The organism is Mesorhizobium sp. M0968, assembly GCF_040319065.1.
GTDB lineage: Bacteria > Pseudomonadota > Alphaproteobacteria > Rhizobiales > Rhizobiaceae > Mesorhizobium.
Genome location: NZ_JAMYNL010000003.1, coordinates 33,324 through 59,307, shown reverse-complemented (window position 1 = coordinate 59,307; position 25,984 = coordinate 33,324). Strand labels below are relative to the sequence as shown.

Sequence of the window (25,984 nt, the reverse complement as noted above, 5' to 3'; positions counted from 1 at the left end):
AGCAGAATTCCGGACCCGCCATACGGAATGGACAGATGAGCACAGTTGCTGAAACCAGTATCACGCTGACGCCGGAGCACGATGCCCGTCCGGGCGCCACGGTGCGCTCGCGCCTTCAGAATGCGCTGCCGAAGCTCGTGCTGGCGCCGAGCTTCGCCGCCACAATCGTCTTCGTCTACGGCTTCATCCTGTGGACGATCTATCTGTCCTTCACCAATTCCAAGACCTTTCCCTCCTATGCGATCACCGGGCCACGCGCCTATCAGCGGCTATGGCGCTGGACTTTCGAAAGCGATCCGCCGTCCTCCTGGTACACGTCGATCACCAATATGGGGATTTTCGGCTTCCTCTACATTTCCATCTGCCTGGCGCTCGGCCTGTTCCTGGCGATCCTGCTCGACCAGAAGATCCGCGGCGAAGGTGTGCTGCGGCCGATCTACCTCTACCCGATGGCACTGTCGTTCATCGTCACCGGCGTTGCCTGGAAATGGTTTCTGGACCCCGGCCTCGGCCTCGAGCAGACACTGCACCAATGGGGCTGGACGAGCTTCCATTTCGACTGGATCAAGAACAAGGATTTCGTCATCTACACGGTGGTCATCGCCGGCGTCTGGCAGGCGTCGGGCTTCATCATGGCGATGTTCCTGGCCGGCCTGCGCGGCATCGACGGCGAGATCCTGAAGGCGGCGCAGATCGACGGCGCCACCACCTTCCAGCTCTACCGTCGCATCGTCATCCCGCTGCTGCGGCCGATCTTCCTGTCCGCCTTGATCGTCCTCGCGCATCTCGCCATCAAATCCTACGATCTGGTGGTCGCGCTGACCAGCGGCGGGCCGGGCGGTTCGGCCTGGCTGCCGTCCAACTTCATGTATGAGTACACCTTCAAGCGCAACGAGATGGCCGTCGGCTCGGCCAGCGCCGTGATCATGCTGATGACCATCACCGCGATCATCGTTCCCTATCTCTATTCCGAGCTTCGGGAGAAGCCGCGATGAGCGCCGTGGCCACTCCTACTCGCCAGAGCACTGGCGGTATCAGCGCCAGGACGGTCAACCGCATTGTCATCTACGGGCTGCTGGCGCTGTTCGCGCTGTTCTATCTGATGCCGCTGTTCGTCATGCTTGTGACCTCGTTCAAGACCATGGACGAAATCCAGAACGGCAACATGCTGGCGCTGCCGCAGGAGCCGACCTTCGCACCTTGGATAAGGGCGTGGAGCGAGGTTTGCTCGGGTCTCACCTGCGTCGGCATGAAGGGTTATTTCTGGAACTCGATCAAGATGGTGGTTCCGGCCGTCATCATCTCGACCCTGCTCGGCGCGCTCAACGGCTATGTGCTGACGAAGTGGCGCTTTCGCGGGGCGACGCTGGTGTTCGGGCTGATGCTGTTTGCCTGCTTCATTCCGTTCCAGTCCGTCCTCTTGCCGATGGCAACGATCCTCGGCAGCCTCGGCCGGTTCGGCGTCAAGCTGCAGAACGCGACCGGCCTCACCTTCGGCTTCGGCAATCCGACCGTGAACCTGGTGTTCGTTCACGTCGTCTACGGCATCGGCTTCACCACCCTGTTCTTCCGCAATTATTACGAAGCGTTTCCGAACGAGCTGGTGAAGGCGGCGCAGATCGACGGCGCCAGCTTCTTCCAGATCTTCCGGCGCATAATGCTGCCCAACTCGCTGCCGATCATCGTGGTGACGGTGATCTACCAGTTCACCAACATCTGGAACGACTTCCTCTTCGCTTCCGCCTATGCCGGCTCAGGCGACGTGATGCCGATGACGGTGGCGCTGAACAATGTCGTCAACACCTCGACCGGCGTCGTCGAATACAACGTCAACATGGCGGCGGCGATGATCGCCGCGCTGCCGACGCTCCTCGTCTACGTGCTCGCCGGCCGCTATTTCGTGCGCGGCCTGATGGCCGGCGCCGTCAAAGGATAATCGCATGGCTTTTCTGGAAATTGACGGGCTGAAGAAGCGTTTCGGAGCGGTCGAGATCCTGAAAGGCATCGACCTCGACCTGGAAAAGGGCGGCTTCCTCGTGCTGGTCGGGCCTTCCGGTTGCGGCAAGTCCACGCTGCTCAACACTATTGCCGGCCTGGAAACCATCACCGAAGGGGAAATCCGCGTCGACGGACGCACGATCAACGATCTCCACCCCTCCAAGCGCGACATCGCCATGGTCTTCCAGAGCTACGCGCTCTATCCGAACATGACGGTTGCCGGCAATATCGCCTTCGGCATGGAGATGCGCGGCGTGCCGGCCGGCGAGCGCCAGAAGGCAATCGACAAGGTGGCGAAGGTCCTGCAGATCGGCCATCTGCTGAAGCGCAAGCCAAGCCAGCTCTCCGGCGGCCAGCGCCAGCGCGTTGCCATGGGCCGGGCGCTGGTGCGTGATCCAAAGCTGTTCCTGTTCGACGAGCCTTTGTCCAATCTCGATGCCAAGCTGCGTGTCGACATGCGCATCGAGATCAAGCGCCTGCATGCCACCACCGGCACCACCATCGTCTACGTCACCCACGACCAGATCGAGGCGATGACGCTGGCCACCAAGATCGCGGTGATGCGCGACGGCGAGGTGCAGCAGTTCGGCACGCCAGCCGAAATCTATAACAATCCGGTCAACCTGTTTGTTGCCGACTTCATGGGCTCGCCGGCGATGAACCTGATCCCGGCGACGATCGGCAGCAACGGCAGCGGCTTCTCCGTCGTCATGGAGCGCGAGGCGCGCCAGCCGATCTCGCTGCCGCTGGGCAATGCGCCGGCCGGCCTGTCGGCATTCCAGGGAAAACCGATCATCTTCGGCGTCCGCCCGGAAGCACTGACCGATCCCGAGGGTGCCGAACGCAACGCCTCGAACATCGCCCGCGCCGACTGTCACATCGAGGTCATCGAGCCGGCCGGCTCGGATACGTTCGCGGTCACCAATCTCGGCGGCAAGGCGGTGGTGGCGCGGCTGCGCGCCGATGCCAAAATCCAGCCCGGCACGGTCACGCCGCTCGCCTTCAACCTGACCAAGGCGGTGTTCTTCGATCCGGCGACCGAGAAACGCATCGTCTAACGGCCATGACAAATCCCGACATCGTCATCATCGGCTCCGGCATAGGCGGCGCCACGATCGCCTCCGGCCTTGCCGGCAGTGGCGCCTCGATCCTGATGCTGGAGCGCGGCGAAGCCCTGCCGGCAACGCCGCACACACGCGACACCCGCGCGATCTTCGTCGATGGTCATTATCGGCCGAAGGAGATGTGGCTCGAGGCCGGCGGAGCGCCTTTCAACCCGGGCAATTACTACTATGTCGGCGGCAATTCGAAATTCTACGGCGCTGTGCTGATCCGCTACCGCAGGGAAGACTTTTCGGAGATGGAGCACTATGGCGGCATCTCGCCGGCCTGGCCGTTTTCCTATGAGGAATTCGAACCCTGGTATTCCAGGGCCGAGCAGCTTTTTCGCGTGCGCGGTGCACTCGGCGAAGACCCGACCGAGCCGTTCCACTCTACGCCCTACCCTTTCGGGCCGGTACCAGACGAGCCGCCGATCGCGCGTGCGCGCGCCGAGTTGAAGAGCCTAGGCCTGCATCCGGCATCGCTGCCGCTCGGCGTCGACATCGAAGCCTGGCTGAAAGATGGCAGCACGCCGTGGGACGCGTTTCCCAACACCGGGACCGGCAAGATCGACGCGCAATCCGGGCCGTTGGCAGCAGCCCTTGCCGATCAGAATATCCGGCTTGAGACCGGCGCCCATGTCGAATATCTCGAGGCATCGCCGGACGCCAGGACGATCGAGACCGTCCATTACGGCCAGAACGGTGCGCTGAAGAAAGTCGCGCCGAAGCTGGTCATCCTATCGGCCGGCGCAGTCAATTCCGCCGCCATCCTGCTGCGCTCGCCCACCCCTCAGGGCAGAGGCGGCGGCAAAGGCCTGGCCAACCGCTCCGACCAGGTCGGCCGCAACTTCATGAACCACAATTCGAGCGCCATGCTGGCGATCGATCCACGCCGCCGGAACAAATCCGTCTACCAGAAGACGCTGATGCTGAACGATTATTATCTGTCCGACGGCAAGGGCGGCAAGCCGCTCGGCAATGTCCAGCTCCTCGGCAAGATCGACGGCAACATCCTCAAGGCCAATGTCAGGCGCGCGCCCAAATTCGCGCTCGATTTCATGGCCGGCCGCGCCGTCGACTGGTATCTGATGTGCGAGGACCTGCCCGATCCCGAGAGCCGCATCATGATCGACGGCAAGGACATCGTCATGCAGTGGCGGCGCTCCAACATGCAGTCGCTCGACGGACTGACCAAGGTGATGCGCGAGAATTTCCGCGCCTGCGGCTATCCGATCGTCCTGTCGCGTCCGTTTGACAAGCGCACGCCCTCGCACCAATGCGGCACTGTGAAGATGGGCAACGATCCAGCGACCTCGCCGCTCGATCCGTTCTGCCGCTCCTTCGACCACAGCAATTTATTCGTCGTCGATGCCGGCTTCCTGCCGAATTCGGCCGCCGTCAATCCGGCGCTGTCGATCGCCGCACAGGCGCTGCGCGTCGCCGATCATATCCGCAAGACGGAGCTTGCAACATGAGCCGCCCGGCAGCGATCGTCACCGGCGGCGCGCGCGGCATCGGCCTTGCCTGTGCCGAGGCGCTGGCCAGCGCCGGCTTCGATATTCTGGTCGCCGACCTTGCTGACGAAGCCGCAGACGGGCTCGCCGCCGACATCACCGGGCGCGGCGCGAAATTCGCCTATGTCAGCTGCGACATCGCCGACCTCGACGGCCACGCAGCGCTGATTGATGCCGCGACAAGCGCCTTCGGCCGCATCGACTGCCTGGTCAACAATGCCGGCATCGGCACTGTCCTGCGCGGCGATCTGCTCGAGCTCAAGCCGGAAAATTTCGACCGGGTGCTCGGCATCAATCTGCGCGGCACCGTATTCCTCAGCCAGGCCGTCGCCAAAGCGATGCTCGGCCTGCCAAGCGATGGTGCGAGATCGATCATCACCATCACTTCGGTCAGCGCCGCCATGGCCTCGCCGGAACGTTCCGATTACTGCATCTCCAAGGCTGGGCTTTCGATGTGGGTGAAGAACCTGGCACTGCGGCTCGCCGCCGAAAATATCGCCGTGTTCGAGGTGCGCCCGGGCATCATCCGCACCGACATGACCGCCGGTGTGACCGCCAAATATGACGGGCTGATCGACGGCGGGCTGGTGCCGGCGATGCGCTGGGGCGAGAGCGAAGATATCGGTGCCGCCGTGGCGGCGCTCGCCGGCGGCAAGTTCGGCTTTTCGACCGGCTCGGTCATCAATATCGACGGCGCGCTGTCGGTGCCGAGGCTATGAACAGGTGACGCCATGACCGACTACATAATCGTCGGCGCCGGCCCGGCCGGGTGCGTACTCGCCAACCGGCTGAGCGAAGATCCGTCGCATCAGGTGCTGCTGCTCGAAGCCGGCGGCAAGGACTGGCATCCGTTGATCCACATGCCGGCCGGTTTCGCCAAGATGACCAAGGGCATCGCCGCCTGGGGCTGGTCGACGGTGCCGCAAAAGCACATGCAGGACCGTGTCTTCCGATACACGCAGGCCAAGGTGATCGGTGGCGGCTCTTCGATCAACGCCCAGATCTACACGCGCGGTAACGCCCGCGACTACGACGCCTGGGAGAAGGAAGAAGGCCTTGCCGGCTGGGGCTATCGCGACGTGCTGCCCTATTTCAAGCGCGCGGAGAACAACCAGCGTTATGCCAACGATTTCCACGGCGACCAAGGCCCGCTCGGCGTATCGAACCCGATCGCGCCGCTGCCGATCTGCGAGGCCTATTTCCGTGCCGGACAGGAGATGGGCATCCCCTTCAATCCCGACTTCAACGGGGTAGCCCAGGAGGGCGTCGGTTATTATCAGCTGACGCAGAAGGACGCGAAGCGCTCCTCCGCCTCTGTCGCCTATCTCCGGCCGATCCGCGAGCGAAAGAATCTCACCGTCAGGACCGGCGTTCTGGTGACGCGCATCGTCGTCGACAAGGGCCGCGCCGTCGGCGTCGAGATCGTCGACAGGCCGGGCGGCCAGCCAACGATCCTGCGCGCCGAGCGCGAGGTGATCGTCTCGTCCGGCGCCATCGGCTCGCCGAAGCTTTTGCTGCAGTCGGGCATCGGCCCGGCCGACCATCTGAAGGCGGTCGGCGTGACACCGGTGCACGATCTGCCCGGCGTCGGCTCCAACCTGCAGGATCATCTCGACCTGTTCGTCATCGCCGAATGCACCGGCGATCACACCTACGACAACTACGCCAAGCTGCACTGGACGGCGTGGGCCGGGCTGCAGTATCTGCTCCTGAAGAAAGGCCCGGTAGCCTCCAGCCTGTTCGAGACCGGCGGCTTCTGGTACGCCGATCCGACCGCCGCCTCTCCCGATATCCAGTTGCATCTCGGCCTCGGCTCCGGCATCGAGGCCGGCGTCGAGAAGCTGAACAATCCGGGCGTGACACTGAACTCGGCCTTCCTGCGCCCGCGCTCGCGCGGCACCGTGCGGCTGAACAGTGCCGACCCGGCCGACCGCCCGCTGATCGATCCGAACTATTGGTCCGATCCCTATGACCGCGACATGTCGATCAAGGGGCTGAGGCTGGCGCGCGAGATCATGCGGCAGAAAGCGCTGCAGCCCTATGTACTGCGCGAGGTACTGCCGGGACCCGACCTGCAGAGCGGCGACGAGCTGTTCGACTACGCCTGCCGCAGTTCCAAGACCGACCACCACCCGGTCGGCACCTGCCGCATGGGCCACGATGCGATGAGCGTGGTAACGCCAGATCTCAGGCTGCGCGGTATCGAGGGCCTGCGCGTCTGCGACGCCTCGGTGATGCCGCGCATCCCCTCCTCCAACACCAATGCCCCCACGATCATGGTTGGCGAAAAAGGCGCCGATCTGATCCTTGGCCGCGAGCCGCTGCCGCCGGCGGTGTTTTCCACCAACCGAGCGGCATGAGGGACAAAGAATGATCAGGCACTGTGTCTTCGTCAGATTTCGCAACGATGCCGCCGACGCCGAGCGCGCAGCAATCCATGCCGATCTCGAAGCGTTGCGGGCGGTGATCGACGGCATGGGCAAGGTCGAATTCAGCGCCAATACCAGCCCGGAACCCTTCGCCCGCGGCTTCACGCACGGCTTCACCATCGACTTCGCGATGCTGCGGCACGCGATGCCTATCTGGAGCATGAAGCGCATCAGCGAGCCGGCGCAAAACTGGTCGCGGCGCTCGAAGGCGGCACCGATGGGCTGATGGTGTTTGATCTGCAGATCGCGTGACTATCCCATTCTCAGCGCAACGACGCCGGCAACGATGCTAAGCACCGCGGCACCTCGCCATGCCGTCATCTTCTCGCCGAGCGCGAACACCGAGATCATCATGGCGAACAGGATCGATGTTTCGCGCAGCGACGCCACCGAGGCGATCGGCGCCTTGGTCATCGCCCACATCACGATCCAGTAGGCGCCGCCGCTGAGCACGCCGGTATAGATTCCGGCCTTCCAGTCGCGCGCCAGCACCGGCAGCGCCTGTGGTCCGCGAAAGACGACGCATAGCACCAGCGCCCACAGCGCATCGCAGACGAACAGCCAGGCGGCATAACTCGACGCGGTGGCGGCCAGCCGCGCGCCGCTGCCGTCCGACAGCGTGTAGCTGGCGATGAAGATCGATGTGCCCAGCGCGAAGCCGACGGCGCGCAGGTTTAATTTCTCCAGATGCGCGCCGCCGCGAAACGACAGCACCAGCGTGCCCGCCGACAACAAGAGGATGCCGAGAATGGCGAGCGGCGCCGGCATCTCGGCAACCACCACAACGCCCCCCAAAGCGGCCAGCAATGGCGCGGTGCCGCGCGCCAGCGGATAGGTCTGGGCGAAATCGCCGGCCTTGTAGGCGCCGATCAGGAACGTCCTGTAGCCCATGTGGAAGACAACCGAGGCGAGGATGTATGGCCACACTTCCGGCTTCGGCACCTCGACGAAAGGCAACGTCACCAGCGCAGCGGCACCCATGCCGAGCGTCATCAGTGTGATCGACAGGAAACGGTCGAGATGGACCTTGACCAGCGCGTTCCAGATCGCATGCATGGAAGCGGCGGCGAGCACCGCGAAAAAGACAAACAGGCTCATCGGCGGTTCATCCGCCGCCCGTCCCGATGACGATCGGCGTCTCCAGGTCGATATCGACCCAGAGCGGAAAATGGTCGGAAGCGATTTGGCCGATATCGGCGCTGACCGAGCGCACGCGCCCGGCAAACATGCCGCCGACGAAGCAATGGTCGAGCCGGCGCTTTGCCAGCCTGCCATCGATAGTCTTCACATGGGTGTGGAAATCCGCTGTCGGTTCCATTGCGACGGCGGCGGCATCGACAAAACCGTCGAGATAGGCGGCACCGCGATGATAGGGCGCGCTGCCGACAATGCGCCGGTACTCGGCGCTATCCGGCTCCATGTTGAAGTCGCCCAACCAGATCGCCGCTACGGGGTTTTCTGGCTCCTGTTCGCCATTGCTCCAGTTGCGCGCCGGCTCGTCGTCGGCGCCGCTCCATGGGCCGCCCTCGGACGGCGCGCGGCGATGCTCGGCGAGCAAATAGTCGATCTGCTCCAGCCGCTCCTCGGCCGCGATATGCGCCAGATGCAACGACAGCACCCGCACCGGACCGGCAGGGGTGCGGATCATGCATTCGAGTGCGGCATTGCGGGTGTTGAGCGGCCGCAGCGTGCGCCTGAGCGGCAGCGTATGCAGCCGCGACCAGACGATCGGAAGCTTCGACAGAACCATGGTGCCGAATTGCCGCCGCCGGTTGACGATGCGGCCTACACGCCGGTGGCTGGCATCCATGTCGAAGGCCGGCCCGTAGACCCAATGGTAGTCGGGCAGCAATTGCGAAAGAAGTTCCGGCTGGTCGTCCTCGTTGCTGCGCAACCAGTGCCGTTCCACCTCCTGCAAGGCGATGATGTCGGCGCCGGCCACGACCTTGGCGCAACGCGCCAGGTCGTAGCGGCCATCGCTGCCGAAGCCGTACTGGATGTTATAGCTGACCAGCTTCATTGCTTATCCGGCTCAGTTTCCTGCTGGCAGTAGCCGTTCGCTGACAGCCTTGCAATGTGCAGCCGGGCGGAGGGAGCTTGGGCCAGATGCTAAGTGGTCAGCGGCTGGAACCGACCGGGCGGGGATGCTGCCAGTTCCGACCAGTCGATTTCTTCCTCAAGGCGGTGGTAGGCTTCGTCGCCGATCGTTCCGTCGATGCGCAAACGCTCCAGCGCATCGCGCTGGCTCTTGATGGCGTAGAGACGCAATCTGTCATACTCGGTCGCCGCCTGGGCATCCTCCGGGTTTTCGGCGATGGCGCGCTGGGCGGCATATTGCTCTCGCACCGCCCCGGCCGCGCTCGATGTCTTGCCGCTGAGCACGTCCAGCGCCGCCTGCATGATGGCGACGCGCGCCTGCGCCACCTCCCGGTCGACCGTCCGGTCGAGGTCGAGATTGAGCAGAAGCAGCAACGGTTTCAGGCTGACGCCTTGCAGTACCAATGTGCCGAGCACGACCGTGAAAGCGGCGAGCACGATCGGATCACGGCCCGGAAAGTCGGCCGGCAAGGCGAAGGCTGCCGCAAGCGTCACCAGGCCGCGCATGCCGCACCAGCCGATGAGCACGCCGCCGCGGAATGTCGGTGCATCCTTCCGCCTGTCTTCGTCGCCCAGACGTGCCAGCGCTCTGAGGATCGCGCCGCAGCCCAGAACCCAGACGAGCCGCGATACGATGACGACGGCCAGCACAGCTAGGGCAAAGACGAACGCCTCGCTTTGTCCTTGCTCGGCAAGTCGGCCGACGATGGACCGCGCTTGCAGGCCCATCAGAACGAAGGCCAGCACGTTGAGCACGAACACCGCCGTCTCCCAGACCGAGTAGGAGCTGACACGATTCCTTGCCGGCATGCGGCGCGGCGATGTACGTGCGATCGTCATGGCATAGACGACGATCGTGATGATGGCGGAAAGCCCTATCCTGTCGGCCAGGATCCAGACGCCGAAGGTTGAGGCGAATTGCACCACGGTGCCGCTCGCCGGGTCGTCGATGCGGCCGAGTATGGCGAGAGACAACCGGCCGAGCACATAGCCTGCGGCAAGGCTGCCGACCGTCGACAGCAGGATCATTGGTACGGCACTGCTCAACAGGATGGTGCCGGCGGCTGCGGAAACCGACATCCTGTAGATCAGCAGCGCCGTGGCGTCGTTGAGCAGGCTCTCGCCTTCCAGGATGGCGGTGATGCGGTGCGGCACCTTGAACTGTCCGAGCACGGCCGCCGCCGCCACCGCATCGGGCGGCGCTACGATCGCGCCGAGCGCTATGGCCGCGGCAATGGGCAGGCCTGCCATCGTCCAGCCGACCAGCGCGACCGTCACGGTGGTGAAGATGACGGCGCCAAGCGCCAGCAGGATGAGCGAAACCTTGTAGCGGTTGAGATCGCGCAGCGACGTGTCATAGGCCGCGTCGAGCAGAACCGGCGCGATGAACAGAGCGAGCGCCAGCTCCGGGTCGATCTCGATGGTCGGGGCAAACGGCAGGAAGGCGATGCCGGCGCCGGCCAGCGCCAGCAATGACGGATAGGGAATCTGCAGACGCCGCGACAGCGCGGTCAGGGCGACCGCGATGAGAAGCAGGACAAGGGTGAGTTCAAAAAGCGCCATGCCGTATCGTAGCGGTGAAGCCGGGCGATTGGCACTGCAAAAACGGCGACGGCTTTGGCTGCTCGTGAATGGTGAATGGCTGCGTGCAGAGGAATTTCGGCGCGTAAAGCGCATTCTGACTATTCACTATTCACCATTCACTCTTCTCCTAATGCAGCACCAGCATGTCGCCCGACGAGAACGAAATCTCGGCCTTTTCGCCGACGGCCGGCGGCGGTGTGGCCGGACTGTTGAACGTGTCGAGCGAGACCGTGCTGCCGCCGATGCCGACGCGAACCCGGATGACCGAGCCGAGGAAATGCACCTCGGCAATTTCGCCCCAAAGGCTGGAATCGCGACCGGGGTGTCGGCCGAGCGAGATCGCCTCGGGCCGCAACGCCAGCGACAGCGTGTCGCCGGATTTCGAGCCGTTGAGCTTGCCCTTGAGCGAGACCTCTTGCGAGTTGACGCGCACCTTGCCCGAAGCGGCGTCGGTGACCGTGCCTTCGAGCACGTTCAGCGTGCCGACGAAATTGGCGACGAATTTGGTTGCCGGCCGGTTGTAGATCTCGAACGGCGTGCCGACCTGCTCGGCCTTGCCGCCATACATGACGGCGATGCGGTCGGAGATCGACAGCGCCTCTTCCTGGTCGTGGGTGACGAAGATGGTGGTGATGCCGAGCTTCTTCTGGATCGAGCGGATTTCCTCGCGCAGCGACACGCGCACCTTGGCATCGAGCGCCGACAGCGGCTCGTCGAGCAGCAGCAGTTTCGGCTTGGGCGCAATCGCCCGCGCCAGCGCGATGCGCTGCTGCTGGCCGCCGGACAGTTGGTAGGGATAGCGGTCGCCCATCTGCGGCAGCTTGATGATGTCGAGCATCTCGGCAACGCGCCTGTCGGCATCGGCCTTCGGCATACCGGCGACCTTCAGCCCGAAGCCGATATTCTGCGCCACGGTGAGGTTCGGAAACAGCGCATAGGCCTGGAACACCATGCCGATATTGCGCTGGTTGGGCTTGAGCCGGGTGACGTCCTTGCCGGCCACGACGATCTTGCCGGCGGATGGCTCTTCGAAACCGGCGACCATGCGCAGCACCGTCGTCTTGCCGCAGCCCGACGGTCCGAGAAAGGAGACGAATTCGCCCGGCTCGACGTCGAGGTTGAAATCCTGCACCACAATGGCGGCGCCGAAGGATTTCTGCACATGCTGGATTGAGAGGAATGGCTCGGCCATGGCTTTTCCTTCGGGTCAGTTCGGACGGTTCGCCGATCGCGGCGCGAAGCGCGACAGGATCTGGATCAGCGACATGCAGCCCCAGGTAATGGCAAAGGCGATGATGGCAAGCGCCGCCGGCTCATAGGCGCGATTGGCGCCGACGTTCTGCAGATAGGGTCCGAAAGCAGGCCGGTTGAGCAGGCTGGCCATGGTGAATTCGCCGATGACGATGGCGAAGGTCAGGAAGGCGCCCGACAGCACCGCGATCAGCACGTTGGGTAGGATGACCCGAGTGATGATCGTGCCCCAGCCGGCGCCGAGGATCTGCGCCGCCTCGGTCAGTGTCCGTACGTCGATTGTGCGAAGCCCGGTGTCGACGGCACGATACATATAGGGCAGCGCCAGTGTCGCATAACCGATGACCAGCAAGGCATTGGCTCCTGTCTCGCTGGCCAGGAACGGCAGCGGTGAGTTCGACCCGTACATTCTGATGTAGCCGAAGACGATAACGATGGCCGGAATGACCAGCGGCAGCAGCGTGATGAACTCGACGACGGGCCTGATCTGCGGCAGCCGCAGACGAATCCAGTACGCCGCCGGCACCACCACCAGCACGCCAAGGACGATGGTGAAGATGGCTGCGACCACCGAATAGATGAAGGTCGCCTGGAAGCGGGGATCGCCGAGCACGACCTGATAGGCATCGAAGGAATACGCGCCGCGCCGCATGCGCATGGAGAATTCCACGGTCGCGATCAGCGGAATGAAGAAATAGGCCGCGCCCAGCGCGAAGACGATCCAGGCCCAGAATCTGCCGGACTTCATTTGAGCCACCTCTCAGAGCGCGTCCGGAACCAGATGTAGAAGACATTGGCCAGCCCAGTGATGACGATCATGCCGAAGGCGATGGCGTAGCCGAGATGGGCATTGTGCAGCACGTCACCGCGGATCTGCGCGTAGAGCAGGATAGGGACGATGTTAAGCGAGGAGCCGGTCAGTGCGTAAGCGGTGGCGATGGCACCGAAGGCGTTGGCGAACAAGAGGATGACGGTGCCGAGGAAACTTGGCCAGATCACCGGAATGACGACCATGCGCCAGAACTGCGCCTGGGTCGCGCCAAGCGTTGCCGCCGCTTCGCCCCATTCCTTCTTCAGCCCATCGATCGCCGGCACGATGATCACCACCATCAGCGGGATCTGGAAATAGACATAGGTCAGCGTCAGGCCCCAGAACGACAGGATGTTGAAACCATGGGCATAAATGTTGAAGCCGACCAAGACGTTGAGCAGCACCGTGGCGAGCCCGAGCCGGCCGAGCGTCGCGAGAAAGGCGAAGGCCAGCGGCACGCCGGCAAAATTGGAGGCCACGCCGGAAAAGGTCAGTGTCGCCGAGCGTATCCACTCCGGCAGCCCGCCGCGCACGATGGCGATGGCAATGGCAAGTCCCGCGAAAGCACCGATCAGCGACGAGGCGAGGCTGACCTTGATTGAGATCCAGTAGGCGGCAACGATCGACGGCTGCGCCAAGGCCGCTATGTTTTCGAAAGTGAATTCGCCGGCATCGTTCCGGAATGCGCCCAGCATCAGATAGAGCGTCGGCAGGATCAGGAACATGATGGCGAAGATGAAGAAAGGCGCAACGCCAAGCCATTGCGTCGGCAGTCTCATGCTGCGGGCGTCGGCAGGAGGCGCGGTCTTCCCGGCAACAGCGTGATCGGACAACGAGATATCGGTCATGCGCGGCTACCGTCCTGGAGGTATGCCGGGCGGCGATCTAAGCCGCCCGGCTGATCTCAAGTCTTACTTGACGTTGGCGCCGACGACGGCATCCCAGTTCTTGGTGATGGCTTCCTTGGCCTTGCCCTGCTCGTCGAGCGTCGGGAACACCGCGGCTGCATAGGACTCGGCCGGCGGCAGCTTGGCCATCACGTCAGCCGGGAGCTTGCCATTCTTGGCGAGGTCGTTGAAGCGGATCGGGTGACAATAGCCCTTCAGCCAGCCGATCTGGCCTTCGTCGGAATAGAGATATTCCAGCCACAGCTTGGCAGCATTCGGGTGCGGCGCATAGGCGCTGATCGCCTGAACATAGACGCCGGCGACGACACCGGTCTTCGGCACGACGACGTCGACCGGCGGATTGCCCTTCAGCGTATCACGGCCGGCAAGCGCGTTATAATCCCAGGTCACCAGGATTGGCGTCTGGCCTTGAGCAAGCGTCGCGGGCTTGCCGATGACCGGCACGAAATTGCCGGCGGCGTTGAGCTTCTTGAAGAAGTCGAGACCAGCCGTGCCGGCGGCTTCGCCGGCAGCCGCACCGCCGGAAAGGCCGGCGGCATAGACTGCCTGGATGGCCTGGTTCGAAGCACGCGGGTCGCCGGCGAGCGCCACGGTATTGGCGAATTCCGGCTTCAGCAAGTCGGCCCAGTCGGCCGGCGCTTCCTTGACCAGGTCCTTGTTCACCAGAAACGAAAGCACGCCGTAATAGTCGCCGGTCCAAAAGCCTTCGGCATCCTTGGCGCTGTCCGGGATCGAGTCCCAGGTTGATACTTTATAAGCCTGGATCAGGCCATCCTTCTTGGCGGTCGGGCCGAAGCTCAGGCCGACGTCGATGACGTCGGGCGCTTGCGGGCCCTTGTTGTCCTTGTTGGCCTTGATCGCCTCGACCTCGTCGCCGGAGCCGGCATCGGGGTTGAGCTCGTTGACGGTGATCCCCGGATATTTTGCCTTGAAGCCGTCGATGACCGCGCCGTAGCCGCACCAGTCATGCGGCAGCGCGATGGTGGTGAGCTGGCCTTCAGCCTTGGCTGCGGCGACCAGTTCATCCATGGACTGGGCCGACGAGATGGCAGAGGTCGCCATCAGGGCGACGGCCGAAAGGGAAAGCAGTTTTCCCGTGAATTTGAACATGTGTTCTCTCCGTTGAACTGACGCCGTTGGACGCCTGCGATGCGGTATCGTTTTCGTGTGACAGCCAGATGAAAGCTTTGTGAAAGCGATGCCCCGCAGTATGAAAAAGTAAACTCTTTTTAACCGGCTGTAGCAATCGCTTCGCGATTCTTTTTCCGGCTAACTAGTTTCGATCTTGCCTTTCATCTTTCCCCCTTTCCTTTGCCTCTTTCCCAAGTCGATTTCCGATGCGAAAATTGTCTCAGACGGTGCCGGCGATGGCGTTTTCGAGCAGCGTCAGCGCCGCCTTCTTGGTCAGCTTGACCGGGTTGCCGCCGGCGGTCGGATCGACCACCGCCATGTCGGCAATCAGGCCCTTGCGCTTCTTGTCCATGTCGAGCCCCTTGATCAGGCCGGGCAGCGCATGCGGCACCTTGAGCTCCTTGCGCAGCTTGATGATCGCCTTGGCAAAACCGTCGAAGCCGCCCTTGATGCCGCAATAGGCGGCAAGCCGGGCGATGCGCGGCTCGATCGCCTCGCGATTGAAGGCCAGCACGTAGGGCATGAACACGGCGTTGGTCATGCCGTGGTGGCTATCGTAGAGCGCGCCGATCGGATGCGACAGCGAATGAATCGCTCCAAGCCCTTTCTGGAAGGCGGCCGCTCCCATGGCAGCGGCGCTCATCATGTTGGCGCGGGCGACCAGATCCTTGCCGTTGGCATAGGCTTTCGGCAGGTTTTCGAAGACCAGCCTTATGCCTTCCACGGCGATGCCGTCGGCCATCGGGTGATAGCCCGGCGCGCAATAGGCTTCGAGACAGTGAGCGAGCGCATCCATGCCGGTGCCGGCGGTGATGAAGCCCGGCATCCCGACCGACAGCTCCGGATCGGCAATGACGATCGCCGGCAAGAGCTTTGGATGGAAGATGACCTTCTTGGTATGGGTCGCTTCATTGGTGATGACGCCGGCGCGGCCGACTTCCGAGCCGGTGCCGGCGGTGGTCGGCACGGCGATGATCGGCGCGATCGCATCGGCATCGGCGCGTGTCCACCAGTCGCCGACATCCTCGAAATCCCAGACCGGCCGGGTCTGCCCGGCCTGGAAGGCGATCAGCTTGCCGAGGTCGAGCGCCGAGCCGCCGCCAAAGGCAATGACGCCGTCATGCTTGCCCTTCTTGAACACGGCAATGCCGGCGGTCAGGTTGGAATCCACCGGGTTCGGCTTGACCTCGGAAAATACGCCATAGGGCACCTTGGCGTCGTCGAGGATCTTCAGGGTCGAGGCCACCACCGGCAGCCTGGCCAGTCCCGGATCGGTGACGAACAGCGGCCGCTTGATGCCGGTCGCCGCCAGCACCTCCGGCAGCTCCTTGATGCGTCCGGCGCCGAAGCGGACGGTCGTCGGGTAATTCCATTTGGAAACGAGTTTTGTCATTTCGACCTTCTTGACTGCTTTCGTGCTCTCGGATGTCGTCAATTCACAAAGGTATTGGCCACACGGTCTGACCGCATCATGTACGGAATCCAGATGGCTGCGGCCCAGACGGAACGGTAAATTCCGCGCATCGTTTCGCTGTCGAACGCATCAGCCAAGGTTGGAAAGCTCTCGCGAAAAACCAGATGCGCAGCCCATGGGTCGAGGATGACATATACCGGCATCGCGACTGCCCAAATCATGTACCAGCCCGGGAATATCTCCCAGCGCTTGAACATGAAGAACAATAACAGGACCGGGGCTGTAAGGCTTAGAACGCCTGCTGTCACCAGTTCGGCAACGAGCAGCGCACCTTGAGAAAAACTGAAGGCCTGCCAGTCGAAGCCGAGATAGTCGGTATTGTGCAGTTGTACCAACCCCAGTATCGGCGTGAGCATCAACCCGAGCATCGGCAGGACAAGCCACCCGCCGATACCCTCGGGACCCTCACGATCTGGCAGCGCCGATTGTTGTGTATCCGCCATTACTCCCCCTCAACAGCGATCGCATGCCTGTCGATCGCCACCTTAGATCACCTCGCGCAGATGGTATGATTTCGGCCTGGTCAGATTGTCGTAGCCGATGGCCGACAGTGCCGCGCCCTTGCCGGTGTCCTTGACGCCGGTCCAGACCAGCGCCGGGTCGAGATAGTCGCAGCGGTTCATGAACACGGTGCCGGTCTCGACACGATCGCCGATCGCCGCCGCATGCTCAATGTCGTGCGTCCAGATCGAGGCCGTCAGCCCATAGGGGCTGTCGTTCATCAGCGCGATCGCCTCCTCGTCGTTGCGCACCTTCATGATGCCGACGATCGGGCCAAAGCTTTCCTCGCGCATGACGCTCATCTGGTGGTCGACCTGGGTCAGCACTTCCGGCGTCAGATAGGGGGAACCTTGCCTGTCGTTGGCCACCTTCATATCGATGTGCGCCCTGGCGCCCTTGCGCAACGCCTCGGCCTTCTGCTCGCGGATCAGGTCGGCGAAGCGCGCCTGCGCCATCGGCCCCATGGTGGTCGCCTGGTCGAGCGGATTGCCGACGACGTAGTTCCTGGTCTCGGCAATGAAGCCCTCGACGAATTCGTCGTAGACCTTCTCGTGGACATACACGCGCTCGATGCCGCAGCAGCACTGGCCGGAATTGTAGAAGGCGCCGTCGACCAGATTGGCAACGGCATGGTCCATCTTTGCGTCCGGCAGCACATAGGCCGGATCCTTGCCGCCGAGTTCGAGGCCGAGCGTCATGAAGGTGCCCGCCGCCGCCTTCTCGATGGCGCGGCCGCCGGCGACCGAGCCGGTGAAGTTGACATGGTCGATCTTGCCGGAGCCGAGCAGCCTTTCAGTCTGCGCGTGGTTCAGGACGAGGTTCTGGAACAGGCCCTTGGGCAGGCCGGCCTTATCAAACGCCTGCTGAAACCGCTCGCCGACCAACAATGTCTGTGCCGCATGCTTGAGGATGACAGCGCTGCCCGCCATCAGCGCCGGCACGATGGTGTTGACGGCGGTGAGATAGGGATAGTTCCACGGCGCGATCACCATGACCACGCCGAGTGGCACCTTCTTCACATAGCGGCGAAAGCCGTCCTTCGGATTGGAGGCCATGACCGGCTTCAGGGCCGCCTCGGCGATCTCGACCATGTAGCTGACGCGTTCCCTGACGCCGCCGAACTCGCCGCCATAGCGCACCGGCCGGCCCATCTGCCAGGCGATCTCCGGCACGATCTCGTCGGTCATGGCGACCAGCGCTTCCAGCATGGCAAGCATGTATTTGCCGCGCTCGATGACCGGCGTCTCAGCCCACTTCTCCTGCGCCGCCTTGGCACGTTCGACCGCGGCACCGATCGCCTGGTCGGTGGCAAGAGGCCGTTCGGCATAGATCGAACCGTCGACGGGGGATTTTATCTTGACCGTTTCGGTCATGCCTTGGGTCCTCGCATTCTACAATAATGTCGTTGGTTAGCGCCGCCCCTCATCCGCCTGCCGGCACCTTTTCCCGTATACTGACGGGGAGAAGGGACAAGCTCAGCGCCGGGCCCCTTCTCCCCCGTTCTTCACGGGAGAGGCTGAGGGTGAGGAGCGGCGCCAACGTTGCCAGATTATTCAATACCGCTCGAACCCCCTGTGCAGTTCCCAGTCCGTAATCCGGCGGTCGTACTCGAACTGTTCCCAGTGTGCCGTGTGGACGTAATGTTCCAGCACATCGTCGCCGAGCGCCTGCCTCAGCATTTTCGATTCCGCCAGCGTCGCGGTGGCGTCGCGCAATGTCTTTGGAATTTCAGGCAGCTGCGAGGCCTGGTAGGCATCACCGACGAAGGGCTTCTGCAGCTCAAGCTTTTCATCGATGCCGGCAAGCCCGGCCGCGATCAGCGCGGCGAAAGCCAGATAGGGGTTCAAATCGGCGCCGCCGATGCGGCATTCCATGCGGATGCCTTTGGTGCCCTCGCCGCAAAGACGGAAGCCGGCGGTGCGGTTGTCCTCGCTCCACATGATCTTGGTCGGCGCAAACGTGCCGGCCTGGAAGCGCTTGTAGGAATTGATGTAGGGCGCCAGGAACCAGGTGAATTCCTTGGCATATTTGAGCTGGCCGGCCGCCCATTGCTGGCCGAGTGTCGACAGCGTCCACTCGGCATTTTTGTCGTAGAACAACGGCGTCTTGCCGTCGGCGCTCCACAGCGAATTATGGATGTGGCTGGAATTGCCGGCGAGCCCGTAATTGTACTTGGCCATGAACGAGATCGCCTTGCCTTCGGACTCGGCGATTTCCTTGGCGCCGTTCTTCAGGATGACGTGGCGGTCGGCCATGTCGAGCGCCTCGGCGTAGCGGACATTGATCTCTTCCTGGCCTGGCCCCCACTCGCCCTTCGAATTCTCGATCGGGATGCCGGCCGCCTCCATCTCGTTGCGCAGCCGGCGCATGACGCCTTCTTCCTTGGTGGTGATGCCGATCTGGTAGTCGCCGATGTAGGGCGATGCCGTCTCGAGGCCCTGCCAGTGCTTCTTGCGGGCGGAATCGTAGGTTTCGCTGAACAGATAGAATTCGAGCTCGGAAGCGAAATAGCCGATATAGCCGCGATCCTGCAGCCGCTTGACCTGCTTCTTCAGCATGGCGCGCGGCGAATGCGCCAGGTCGTCATGGGTATGGTGGTCGAGCACGTCGCAGATCACCAGCGCCGTCTTCTCCAGCCACGGAACGAGCCGCAGCGTCGCAAGGTCCGGCTTCATGACGAAATCGCCATAACCCTTCGACCAGCTCGCCGCCTTGTAGCCGGGCACCGGTTCCATATCGATGTCTGCCGCCAAGAGATAGTTACAGCCATGCGTCTCGTCATGCGCGGAATCGACGAAATAACGGGCCAGGAAACGCTTTCCCGCGAGCCGCCCCTGCATATCGACGATGCAGGCCAGCACCGTGTCGACCTCGCCGCTGGAGACCGCTTGCTTCAACTGATCGAACGAGAAATTTCCGGCCATTCCTTTGGCACTCCAGCGCTTGTCGTTTCGGGCTTGTCACTTTGAAAAGGAAACGAAAACCACGGCCGGCGCGAATGCCGGCCATGGTCATGAGAGGGGGTCAGGCGCCGGCTTCGCCTATGGCTAGCTCGGCTGCCTTGATCGCCGCCTGACGCTTTGCGATCTGGTCGCCGATGGGCGGACCCTGGAAGCGGCGGTTCTCGAAACCGAACCAAAGCACCGCGGTCAGCACGATGAAGCCCAGGGTGATATAGAGCACCTTGTCGTTCGGCGGCTGGATGGCGATGTAGAAGATGATCGCCATGCCGATGATCGACAGGATGCAAAACAGCTTGAACAGGCCGGCGCCGAGATTCCATGGGCCGGGATTCGGCCATTTCGCCGTTCCGAAAGCCGTCATGCCGAGCGCGATCGGAATGGTGAAGGACAGGAACAGGAACACCAGCGTCGAATTGACAACGATGGTGTAGATGTTGGTGCCGCCGATCGAAATGAACTGGGCAAGAAAGACATAGATGATCTCGAGGATCGCAGCGGTCCAGATGGCATTGACCGGCGTGCGCCAGGTTGGGCTGACTTTGGCGAGCCCGGCCGAACCGACCGGCATGCCGCCGTCGCGAGAGAACGCAAACAGCATGCGCGAGGCCGAGGTCACCGTGGCGAGGCCGCAGAGGAACTGCGAGATCAGGATTGCCAGATAGAGCAGTTCTTTCAGCCAGCCCGGTAGGATTGCATCCATTGTCGAGAAGAATACGCTCCAACCCTGCTTGGCGCCTTCCGCCAGGTCCGGAATTGCCAGAACGATCGCGCAGACCATCGCCCAGCCGATCAGCGACGACCAGAGCACGGACGAAATGATCGCCCGCGGAACGGAATGCGCTGCCTTCAGCGTTTCTTCCGAAGTATGCGCCGACGCATCATATCCGGTGATGGTGTAGACCGGCAGCAGCAGGCAGAGCAGGAACAGGTAGCTCATGGAATCCGACTGTGGGAAGACACCGCCGCCGGCATCACCCGAATAGTTGGTGAAGGTCCACAGCCGCGTGATGTCGATTGCGGGCGCAAACACTAGGCAGGCAATGATCAGCACAGCTGTTGCGCCAAGGATCAGGAAGCCGGAAGCGTCAGTCAGCATGGCGGTCAGCTTGATGCCGAAGTGATTACAGAGCGCCTGGATCGCGGTGATGACGGCGACAAATCCGACAATCTCGCCCGGAGTACCGGTAATGCCGAACCAGCTCCCGAACGTTCCAACGAAGAAGAAAGCAGTACCGATGTTGATGGCGCCGAGCACGGTGATCAGGCCGAGCAGATTGAGCCATGCGGTGAGCCAGCCAGTGAAACGGTTCCCTAGGATGGATGCCCAGTGATAGAGGCCGCCGGCGGTCGGAAATGCAGAGGCGATCTGGGCCATGGCGAGCGCGAAAAATCCCGAAACCATGCACCCGACGATCCAGCCGATGCCAGCGCCGGCGCCACCGATGGACGACGTCGCCTGCGCGAAGGAATTGATGCCGCCTGAGAGGATGCAGATGATCGAGAACGAGATCGCGAAATTCGAGAAGCGGCTCATGCTTCGCGACAGTTCCTGAGCATAGCCCATTCCGTGGAGAACTTTCAGGTCCTCCTTCTTGTCAACTTCGCTGTAACCCGGTGCTACCATTTTAAAGTCCCCTTTTGGTTTCTTAGCTGGCCGATTGAACTGACTTTCCGACTGCGCTTGGTCTGGAGGCCTTGGCCGCTTCGGGCTCCAGATTGAGAAAAATACCTGCGAGCAGATCCGCCCATTTCCGCTGCCCGGCTGCGCCGGCGATCTCGTCGTTGCGGATTTCAATCATTGCGCAGGCCAGCCCGCGCGAGCGGGCATGGCGTTCCAGTGTGAAATAGACGCGGTCGGCCGGCGAATAGGGTTCATTGACGCCGACCGTGACGCCGGCGAGCCGCTTCAGCGCCGCGATCAGCGGCGCCGCCAACCGACCATCCTCGTCATGGATGATGCCTATGTGCCAGGGCCGGCTCTTGCCCTTGTATACCGGCGTGAAGGAATGGATCGAGACCAGTCTGGTTTCTCGCCCGGCCGCCTGGCGTTCGTCGATGATTGCAGCGATCCTCTCGTGAAACGGCCGCCACGCCAGAGCGATGCGCGCCTGCCGCTGGTCGGCGGAAAGCCCCTGGTTGGCCGGGATCACGGTTTTTTCGCTGGCGCTGACCGTCACTATCAGGTCCGGCGCGTCGATCGGCCGGTTGCAGTCGATGACGAGCCGCGAGACGCAGGTCTCGACCAGCGTCGCATCAAGCACCTCGGCCATCCGGCGCGCCACCGGCAAGGCGCCGGGATCCCAGGCGATGTGGCGGGAAAGTTCCTCGGCGGCAAGGCCGAGCGTTCCGAATTCCGGTGGCAGGAAATTGGAGGCGTGGTCGCAGGTCAGCACGAAAGGGCTTGATCCGCCGGGGTTCGTCACCCTTACGGTTTCAGGCGATGCAAGGCTGGCGGGCCGTGCTGTCTCCATTGTCTGCTGTCCCCGGGGAGCGCTGTATCGTATGTTACGTATTTTGCCTCATTGCGTCCCTGCGGATGATTTCATACAGTTTGGCCGGCTTTGTCAAACGCGATTTCGATAATGCGCTAACGGCACGGCCAGGGTGGGGAAAAAGCATGGTTTCGAGCATTGCCGAACTGATCTCCGACCGCATCGGCACCATGCCGGCCGGCGAGCGGCGCGCAGCGCAAGCGCTGATCGCCAGCTATCCGCTGATCGGGCTGAAGACGGTCGCCGAATTCTCGGCTACGGCCGGCGTATCATCGCCCACGATCCTGCGTTTCGTCGCCCGGCTCGGCTTCCAGAACTATCCGGAATTCCAGTCGGCGCTGCAAGACGAACTGGCGGCGCAATTGCAGTCGCCGGCTTCGCGCACGCTCAATCCCCCCTCCCAGGGCAGCAGCGCCGTGTCGCCGATGCTGGAGGCGACCCTCGACAACATGCGCGAGACATTCCGGCACCTCTCGGACAAGCAGCTTGCCGACATCGTCGCCAAGCTAGCCGACCGGCGCGGCAAGACATTCCTGATCGGCGGCCGCTTCACCGACCCGCTGGCGCGCTACATGGCCGCCCACCTCGCCATCATCCAGCCCAACGTTTTTCACCTCGGCGGGCAGGAAAGCGTCTGGCGCGACCGACTGATCGACATGGGCAAGCGCGACGTGCTGGTGATCTTCGACATCAGGCGCTACCAGGACAGCCTGGTCCGTTTCGCCGAGACGGCCAACCAGCGTGGCGTGCAGATCGTGCTGTTTACCGACCAGTGGCTGTCGCCGATCGCCCGCTTCGCCCGCCATGTCATCGCCGGGCGCACCGCCGTGCCTTCGGCCTGGGACTCATCCGCCGCGCTTTTCGTCGTTGCCGAAGCCCTGATCGGCGCGGTCACAAGGCAACTCGAAGCCGACGGCGCCAAACGCATCCGCGAACTGGAAAGCCTGCGGTAGAGCTCCTCCGGAAGGGCACGCCTTTCGCTTCGCTCTAGTCCACTAAAAAACTGATCATCTGCAGGATCAGGATCAGCAAAAGGACGCCAAAGACAGTCGCAACAACCGCTGCCAGCAGGACGGTGCGTTGTTTCTTACCCATGGCTTTCCCGCCGAAAGCATAGTCCCTGTCCACGAATACGAATGTCAGTCCCGCCCCACTGCTCGGCCACCTCCCAACTCCTCAAGACCCGCCTGCGGCTTGGGCGGAGGAGTAATGACGACTGGTTCACGCGCGAAATGAACCGCTTACCAAGGTGCTCGCTAACGGGCACGGCCGCATCATTCATCCGACCCATGTCACGTCCGAATGACCACCTTGCATTTCGGGCTTAACCATCCAGCCGCTAAACGTGCCCCACCCCAGCTACTTTACCCATGGCAAGCATGATCGAAGTTCGGCTAGCCTTGTCGACGTGAAGCCGCTTCCTTGAACCAAAGCGCGGTGAACTGCGCGGAGGGTACGATGAGCTATCTGGACGAGCTGTTCTCAGTCGCCGGCAAGACAGCGCTGGTCACCGGCGCCGCGACCGGCATCGGCCGCATGGCGGCGACCGCTCTGGTCATGGCCGGCGCCTCGGTGATGATTGCCTCGCGCAAGGGCGAGGACTGCGCCATGGTTGCCGGCGAGTTGAACGGACTTGGCGCATCCGGCCGGGCGGAAGGTTTTGCCGGCGACGTCTCCAGCGAGGCCGGCATTGCGGCGCTTGTGGCCGAGGTCAGGGCGCGGACCGAGCGGCTGCATATCCTGGTCAACAATGCCGGCATCTCCTGGGGCGCGCCGCTGGAAAGCTTTCCCTACCATGCCTGGGCCAAGGTGTTCGGCGTCAACGTCACCGCGGTTTTCCACCTGACGCGCGAATTGCTGCCTCTGCTCGACGCCGCCGCCAGCGATGCCGACCCGGCCCGGGTGATCAACCTCGGATCGGTGATGGGCACGCAGCCGTTGGCCGAAGATGCCTACTCCTACTCGGCCTCGAAGGCCGCGGTTCACCACCTGACGCGCATCCTGGCGATCGAGTTCGCCGCCCGCCGCATCACCGTCAACGCCTTTGCGCCTGGCCCTTTCCAGAGCCGGATGACGGCCTTCGCCACCGGCACCGAAGACCAGGCAAGACATATCGGCAACCACGTTCCGATCGGCCGCATCGGCGCACCGGATGACATTGCTGGCGCAACGCTCTATTTGTGCAGCCGGGCCGGCAGCTATGTCACCGGCGCCATCCTGCCGATCGATGGCGGGCAGTCGGTGCAACACGGGCTGACATTGTTCAAGGAATGAGACGCACGCCATCCGGCGAGTGAAATGCCGGGGGTGAAGATGGAGGACATCAGCGTGGAACCGATCAGTCTCGATGTGCTTCTGGCCAACGTCGGCAAGGAAGTCGGCGTGTCGCCATGGCGGGTCGTCACCCAGCGCATGATCGACCAGTTCGCCGATGCCACCGACGACCATCAGTTCATCCATTGCGATCCGGAACGCGCCAGCCGCGAAACGCCGTTCGGCGGCACCATCGCGCATGGCTTCCTGTCGCTTTCGCTGTTGTCGGCGATGACCTTCGAAACCATGCCGCCGCTGGAAAACAGCAAGATGGGCGTCAATCATGGCTTCGATTCGCTGCGCTTCCTGGCGCCGGTGAAGACCGGCTCGCGCATCCGCACCCGTTTCGTGCTGGCCGACGTCAAGGTCAGGCCGTCGGGGTGGGTGCAGACGGCGCACGACGTGACGATCGAGATCGAGGGCTCGAAAAAACCGGCGCTGACCGCGCGCTGGCTGACGCTGACGCTGATCGAACGCCAGCCGGAAGCGGTCTGACTCTCGTCGGGCGGAGAAGCCCAAATCTATCTGTGCCAAATCTATTTGGCTTCGGCCGCGACGTACTTCATGTGACGGCTGACCTGCAGCGCAATGTAGACGACCAGTGAACAACCGATTGGGAACACGATCTCGTTGAGGCCGGTTGCGATCGCCTGTGGCATTGCGAGAGCAGCGTCGTTCGCCGCGGCCGTCTCGATGGTCAGCACCGTGATGCCGCCGCCGAATACCGCGCCTATCAGGGCGCCTGCCAGCGCGAAATGGAGCGGACGCGGTTCTTCCTTCGATGCCAGCGACGCCAGTGCCCAGCCGAGCAGCCCGTATTCGATAGCCCGCAGCACACCGAGCGTCGTGAGCGACAGGATGGCCGGCTTTGCCGCCGCGTCCAGCGCGCTGACCATAACCTTTTGCGTCCCTTTGGCGATGCCCATCGCCAGTGGCGCCGAAATCGCACCGATCAGGCCACCGAGCGAGGCTCGCACCTTGGTGAGCGCCGTGCCGAGGCTGACGCCCGCGCAGACGAAGAACGACCAGGTCACGCCTTGCGCCAGTTCGATCAGAACCTGCGTCGTCGCCGGGTAGGCACCTGCCGCAAATCTGACGGTCAGAATGAGAGCTTCCATGGCGAAGCCGAGCGCGATCGCCAGCCATGCGACCATGACGACGCGCCTGAGCGCCATCCTGGCGCGATGAGAAAGCGGGTCCACGTCCGGCACGCCGGACGAAAGCTCAGTTCCGGTCATAACGGCCTCCCGAAACGAAATTTTTGCAGAGCCGCGAATTAGTCTTTGTCTGTAACAGTCCGATGTTGCCGGCTTTATTGCCTGGTTACATCGTTTTGTGAGGTCAAGCCTCTGCTTCACACCGCCCTTGCCCGACGCCGTACAGCGTATATATGCTGCATCCAGCATCAGTCATAA

At 62.8% G+C, this 25,984-nt stretch carries 24 protein-coding genes; 10 read left to right on the top strand and 14 right to left on the bottom strand.

Annotated features, from left to right (window positions below):
• Positions 1 to 35: 35 nt before the first annotated feature.
• The 7 genes from NKH67_RS05805 to NKH67_RS05775 are packed head-to-tail and all read left to right on the top strand — an operon-like array spanning position 36 to position 7,270.
• On the top strand, positions 36 to 995 hold the full coding sequence (locus NKH67_RS05805; RefSeq protein WP_352469510.1) for a carbohydrate ABC transporter permease: 960 nt from the start codon (positions 36 to 38) through the stop codon (positions 993 to 995).
• The gene (locus NKH67_RS05800; RefSeq protein ID WP_352469509.1) at positions 992 to 1,936 is read left to right on the top strand and encodes a carbohydrate ABC transporter permease; all 945 of its coding nucleotides are present in this window, start codon (positions 992 to 994) and stop codon (positions 1,934 to 1,936) included. Before NKH67_RS05805 ends, NKH67_RS05800 begins: the two co-directional genes overlap by 4 nt.
• A 4-nt stretch (positions 1,937 to 1,940) precedes the next feature.
• Positions 1,941 to 3,056 (top strand): ABC transporter ATP-binding protein, encoded by a 1,116-nt coding sequence (locus tag NKH67_RS05795; RefSeq protein ID WP_023675366.1) that lies wholly within the window; start codon positions 1,941 to 1,943, stop codon positions 3,054 to 3,056.
• A gap of 5 nt (positions 3,057 to 3,061) precedes the next feature.
• The gene (locus NKH67_RS05790; RefSeq protein WP_352469508.1) at positions 3,062 to 4,576 is read left to right on the top strand and encodes a GMC oxidoreductase; all 1,515 of its coding nucleotides are present in this window, start codon (positions 3,062 to 3,064) and stop codon (positions 4,574 to 4,576) included.
• The gene (locus NKH67_RS05785) at positions 4,573 to 5,334 is read left to right on the top strand and encodes a 3-ketoacyl-ACP reductase (protein ID WP_352469507.1); all 762 of its coding nucleotides are present in this window, start codon (positions 4,573 to 4,575) and stop codon (positions 5,332 to 5,334) included. Before NKH67_RS05790 ends, NKH67_RS05785 begins: the two co-directional genes overlap by 4 nt.
• Positions 5,335 to 5,346: 12 nt before the next feature.
• Positions 5,347 to 6,975, top strand: a complete 1,629-nt coding sequence (locus NKH67_RS05780) for a GMC family oxidoreductase (protein WP_352469506.1) — start codon at positions 5,347 to 5,349, stop codon at positions 6,973 to 6,975.
• A gap of 10 nt (positions 6,976 to 6,985) precedes the next feature.
• Positions 6,986 to 7,270, top strand: coding sequence for a Dabb family protein (locus NKH67_RS05775; protein WP_502893723.1), 285 nt, complete (start codon positions 6,986 to 6,988; stop codon positions 7,268 to 7,270).
• Positions 7,271 to 7,296: 26 nt separating this feature from the next.
• On the opposite strand, the gene NKH67_RS05770 is transcribed toward NKH67_RS05775, so the two are convergent.
• The 13 genes from NKH67_RS05770 to NKH67_RS05710 form a co-directional block, all read right to left on the bottom strand.
• Entirely contained in the window at positions 7,297 to 8,142 is an 846-nt protein-coding gene (locus NKH67_RS05770; RefSeq protein ID WP_023675361.1) for an EamA family transporter, read from the bottom strand.
• A gap of 7 nt (positions 8,143 to 8,149) precedes the next feature.
• The gene (locus tag NKH67_RS05765; RefSeq protein ID WP_352469505.1) at positions 8,150 to 9,064 is read right to left on the bottom strand and encodes an endonuclease/exonuclease/phosphatase family protein; all 915 of its coding nucleotides are present in this window, start codon (positions 9,062 to 9,064) and stop codon (positions 8,150 to 8,152) included.
• A gap of 89 nt (positions 9,065 to 9,153) precedes the next feature.
• Positions 9,154 to 10,704, bottom strand: coding sequence for a cation:proton antiporter (locus NKH67_RS05760; protein ID WP_352469504.1), 1,551 nt, complete (start codon positions 10,702 to 10,704; stop codon positions 9,154 to 9,156).
• Between the two features lie 148 nt (positions 10,705 to 10,852).
• Positions 10,853 to 11,917 carry an ABC transporter ATP-binding protein gene (locus NKH67_RS05755; protein WP_352469503.1) on the bottom strand — a complete coding sequence of 355 codons (1,065 nt, stop codon included), beginning with the start codon at positions 11,915 to 11,917 and terminating at the stop codon, positions 10,853 to 10,855.
• A gap of 15 nt (positions 11,918 to 11,932) precedes the next feature.
• A complete protein-coding gene (locus NKH67_RS05750) occupies positions 11,933 to 12,724 on the bottom strand; it encodes an ABC transporter permease (protein WP_352454042.1) in 792 nt (263 codons plus the stop codon).
• Complete coding sequence (locus tag NKH67_RS05745) at positions 12,721 to 13,635, bottom strand: ABC transporter permease (RefSeq protein ID WP_023675356.1); 915 nt, start codon at positions 13,633 to 13,635, stop codon at positions 12,721 to 12,723. The genes NKH67_RS05750 and NKH67_RS05745 overlap by 4 nt, the downstream gene beginning before the upstream one ends.
• A 63-nt stretch (positions 13,636 to 13,698) precedes the next feature.
• Positions 13,699 to 14,805: an ABC transporter substrate-binding protein gene (locus NKH67_RS05740; protein ID WP_352469502.1), complete on the bottom strand. Its 1,107-nt coding sequence runs from the start codon at positions 14,803 to 14,805 to the stop codon at positions 13,699 to 13,701.
• Between the two features lie 241 nt (positions 14,806 to 15,046).
• Positions 15,047 to 16,219: an iron-containing alcohol dehydrogenase gene (locus tag NKH67_RS05735; RefSeq protein ID WP_352469501.1), complete on the bottom strand. Its 1,173-nt coding sequence runs from the start codon at positions 16,217 to 16,219 to the stop codon at positions 15,047 to 15,049.
• 38 nt (positions 16,220 to 16,257) lie between these two features.
• Positions 16,258 to 16,743, bottom strand: coding sequence for a DUF2569 domain-containing protein (locus NKH67_RS05730; protein WP_352469500.1), 486 nt, complete (start codon positions 16,741 to 16,743; stop codon positions 16,258 to 16,260).
• 42 nt (positions 16,744 to 16,785) lie between these two features.
• On the bottom strand, positions 16,786 to 18,174 hold the full coding sequence (locus NKH67_RS05725; RefSeq protein WP_352469499.1) for an aldehyde dehydrogenase family protein: 1,389 nt from the start codon (positions 18,172 to 18,174) through the stop codon (positions 16,786 to 16,788).
• Between the two features lie 180 nt (positions 18,175 to 18,354).
• Positions 18,355 to 19,725 carry a glutamine synthetase family protein gene (locus tag NKH67_RS05720; RefSeq protein ID WP_352469498.1) on the bottom strand — a complete coding sequence of 457 codons (1,371 nt, stop codon included), beginning with the start codon at positions 19,723 to 19,725 and terminating at the stop codon, positions 18,355 to 18,357.
• A gap of 100 nt (positions 19,726 to 19,825) precedes the next feature.
• Positions 19,826 to 21,388 carry an amino acid permease gene (locus NKH67_RS05715; RefSeq protein ID WP_352469497.1) on the bottom strand — a complete coding sequence of 521 codons (1,563 nt, stop codon included), beginning with the start codon at positions 21,386 to 21,388 and terminating at the stop codon, positions 19,826 to 19,828.
• A gap of 22 nt (positions 21,389 to 21,410) precedes the next feature.
• Positions 21,411 to 22,235: an N-formylglutamate amidohydrolase gene (locus NKH67_RS05710; protein WP_352469496.1), complete on the bottom strand. Its 825-nt coding sequence runs from the start codon at positions 22,233 to 22,235 to the stop codon at positions 21,411 to 21,413.
• Between the two features lie 146 nt (positions 22,236 to 22,381).
• Between NKH67_RS05710 and NKH67_RS05705 the strand changes: the two genes are divergently transcribed.
• The 3 genes from NKH67_RS05705 (at position 22,382) to NKH67_RS05695 (ending at position 25,064) form a co-directional block, all read left to right on the top strand.
• A complete protein-coding gene (locus tag NKH67_RS05705) occupies positions 22,382 to 23,209 on the top strand; it encodes a MurR/RpiR family transcriptional regulator (RefSeq protein WP_352469495.1) in 828 nt (275 codons plus the stop codon).
• A 505-nt stretch (positions 23,210 to 23,714) separates the two neighbouring features.
• Complete coding sequence (locus NKH67_RS05700) at positions 23,715 to 24,530, top strand: SDR family oxidoreductase (RefSeq protein ID WP_352469494.1); 816 nt, start codon at positions 23,715 to 23,717, stop codon at positions 24,528 to 24,530.
• Between the two features lie 39 nt (positions 24,531 to 24,569).
• Positions 24,570 to 25,064, top strand: a complete 495-nt coding sequence (locus NKH67_RS05695; protein ID WP_031211357.1) for a MaoC family dehydratase — start codon at positions 24,570 to 24,572, stop codon at positions 25,062 to 25,064.
• 41 nt (positions 25,065 to 25,105) lie between these two features.
• Here NKH67_RS05695 and NKH67_RS05690 read toward each other — a convergent pair whose 3' ends face one another.
• A complete protein-coding gene (locus NKH67_RS05690) occupies positions 25,106 to 25,807 on the bottom strand; it encodes a hypothetical protein (protein WP_352469493.1) in 702 nt (233 codons plus the stop codon).
• Positions 25,808 to 25,984: the final 177 nt, after the last annotated feature.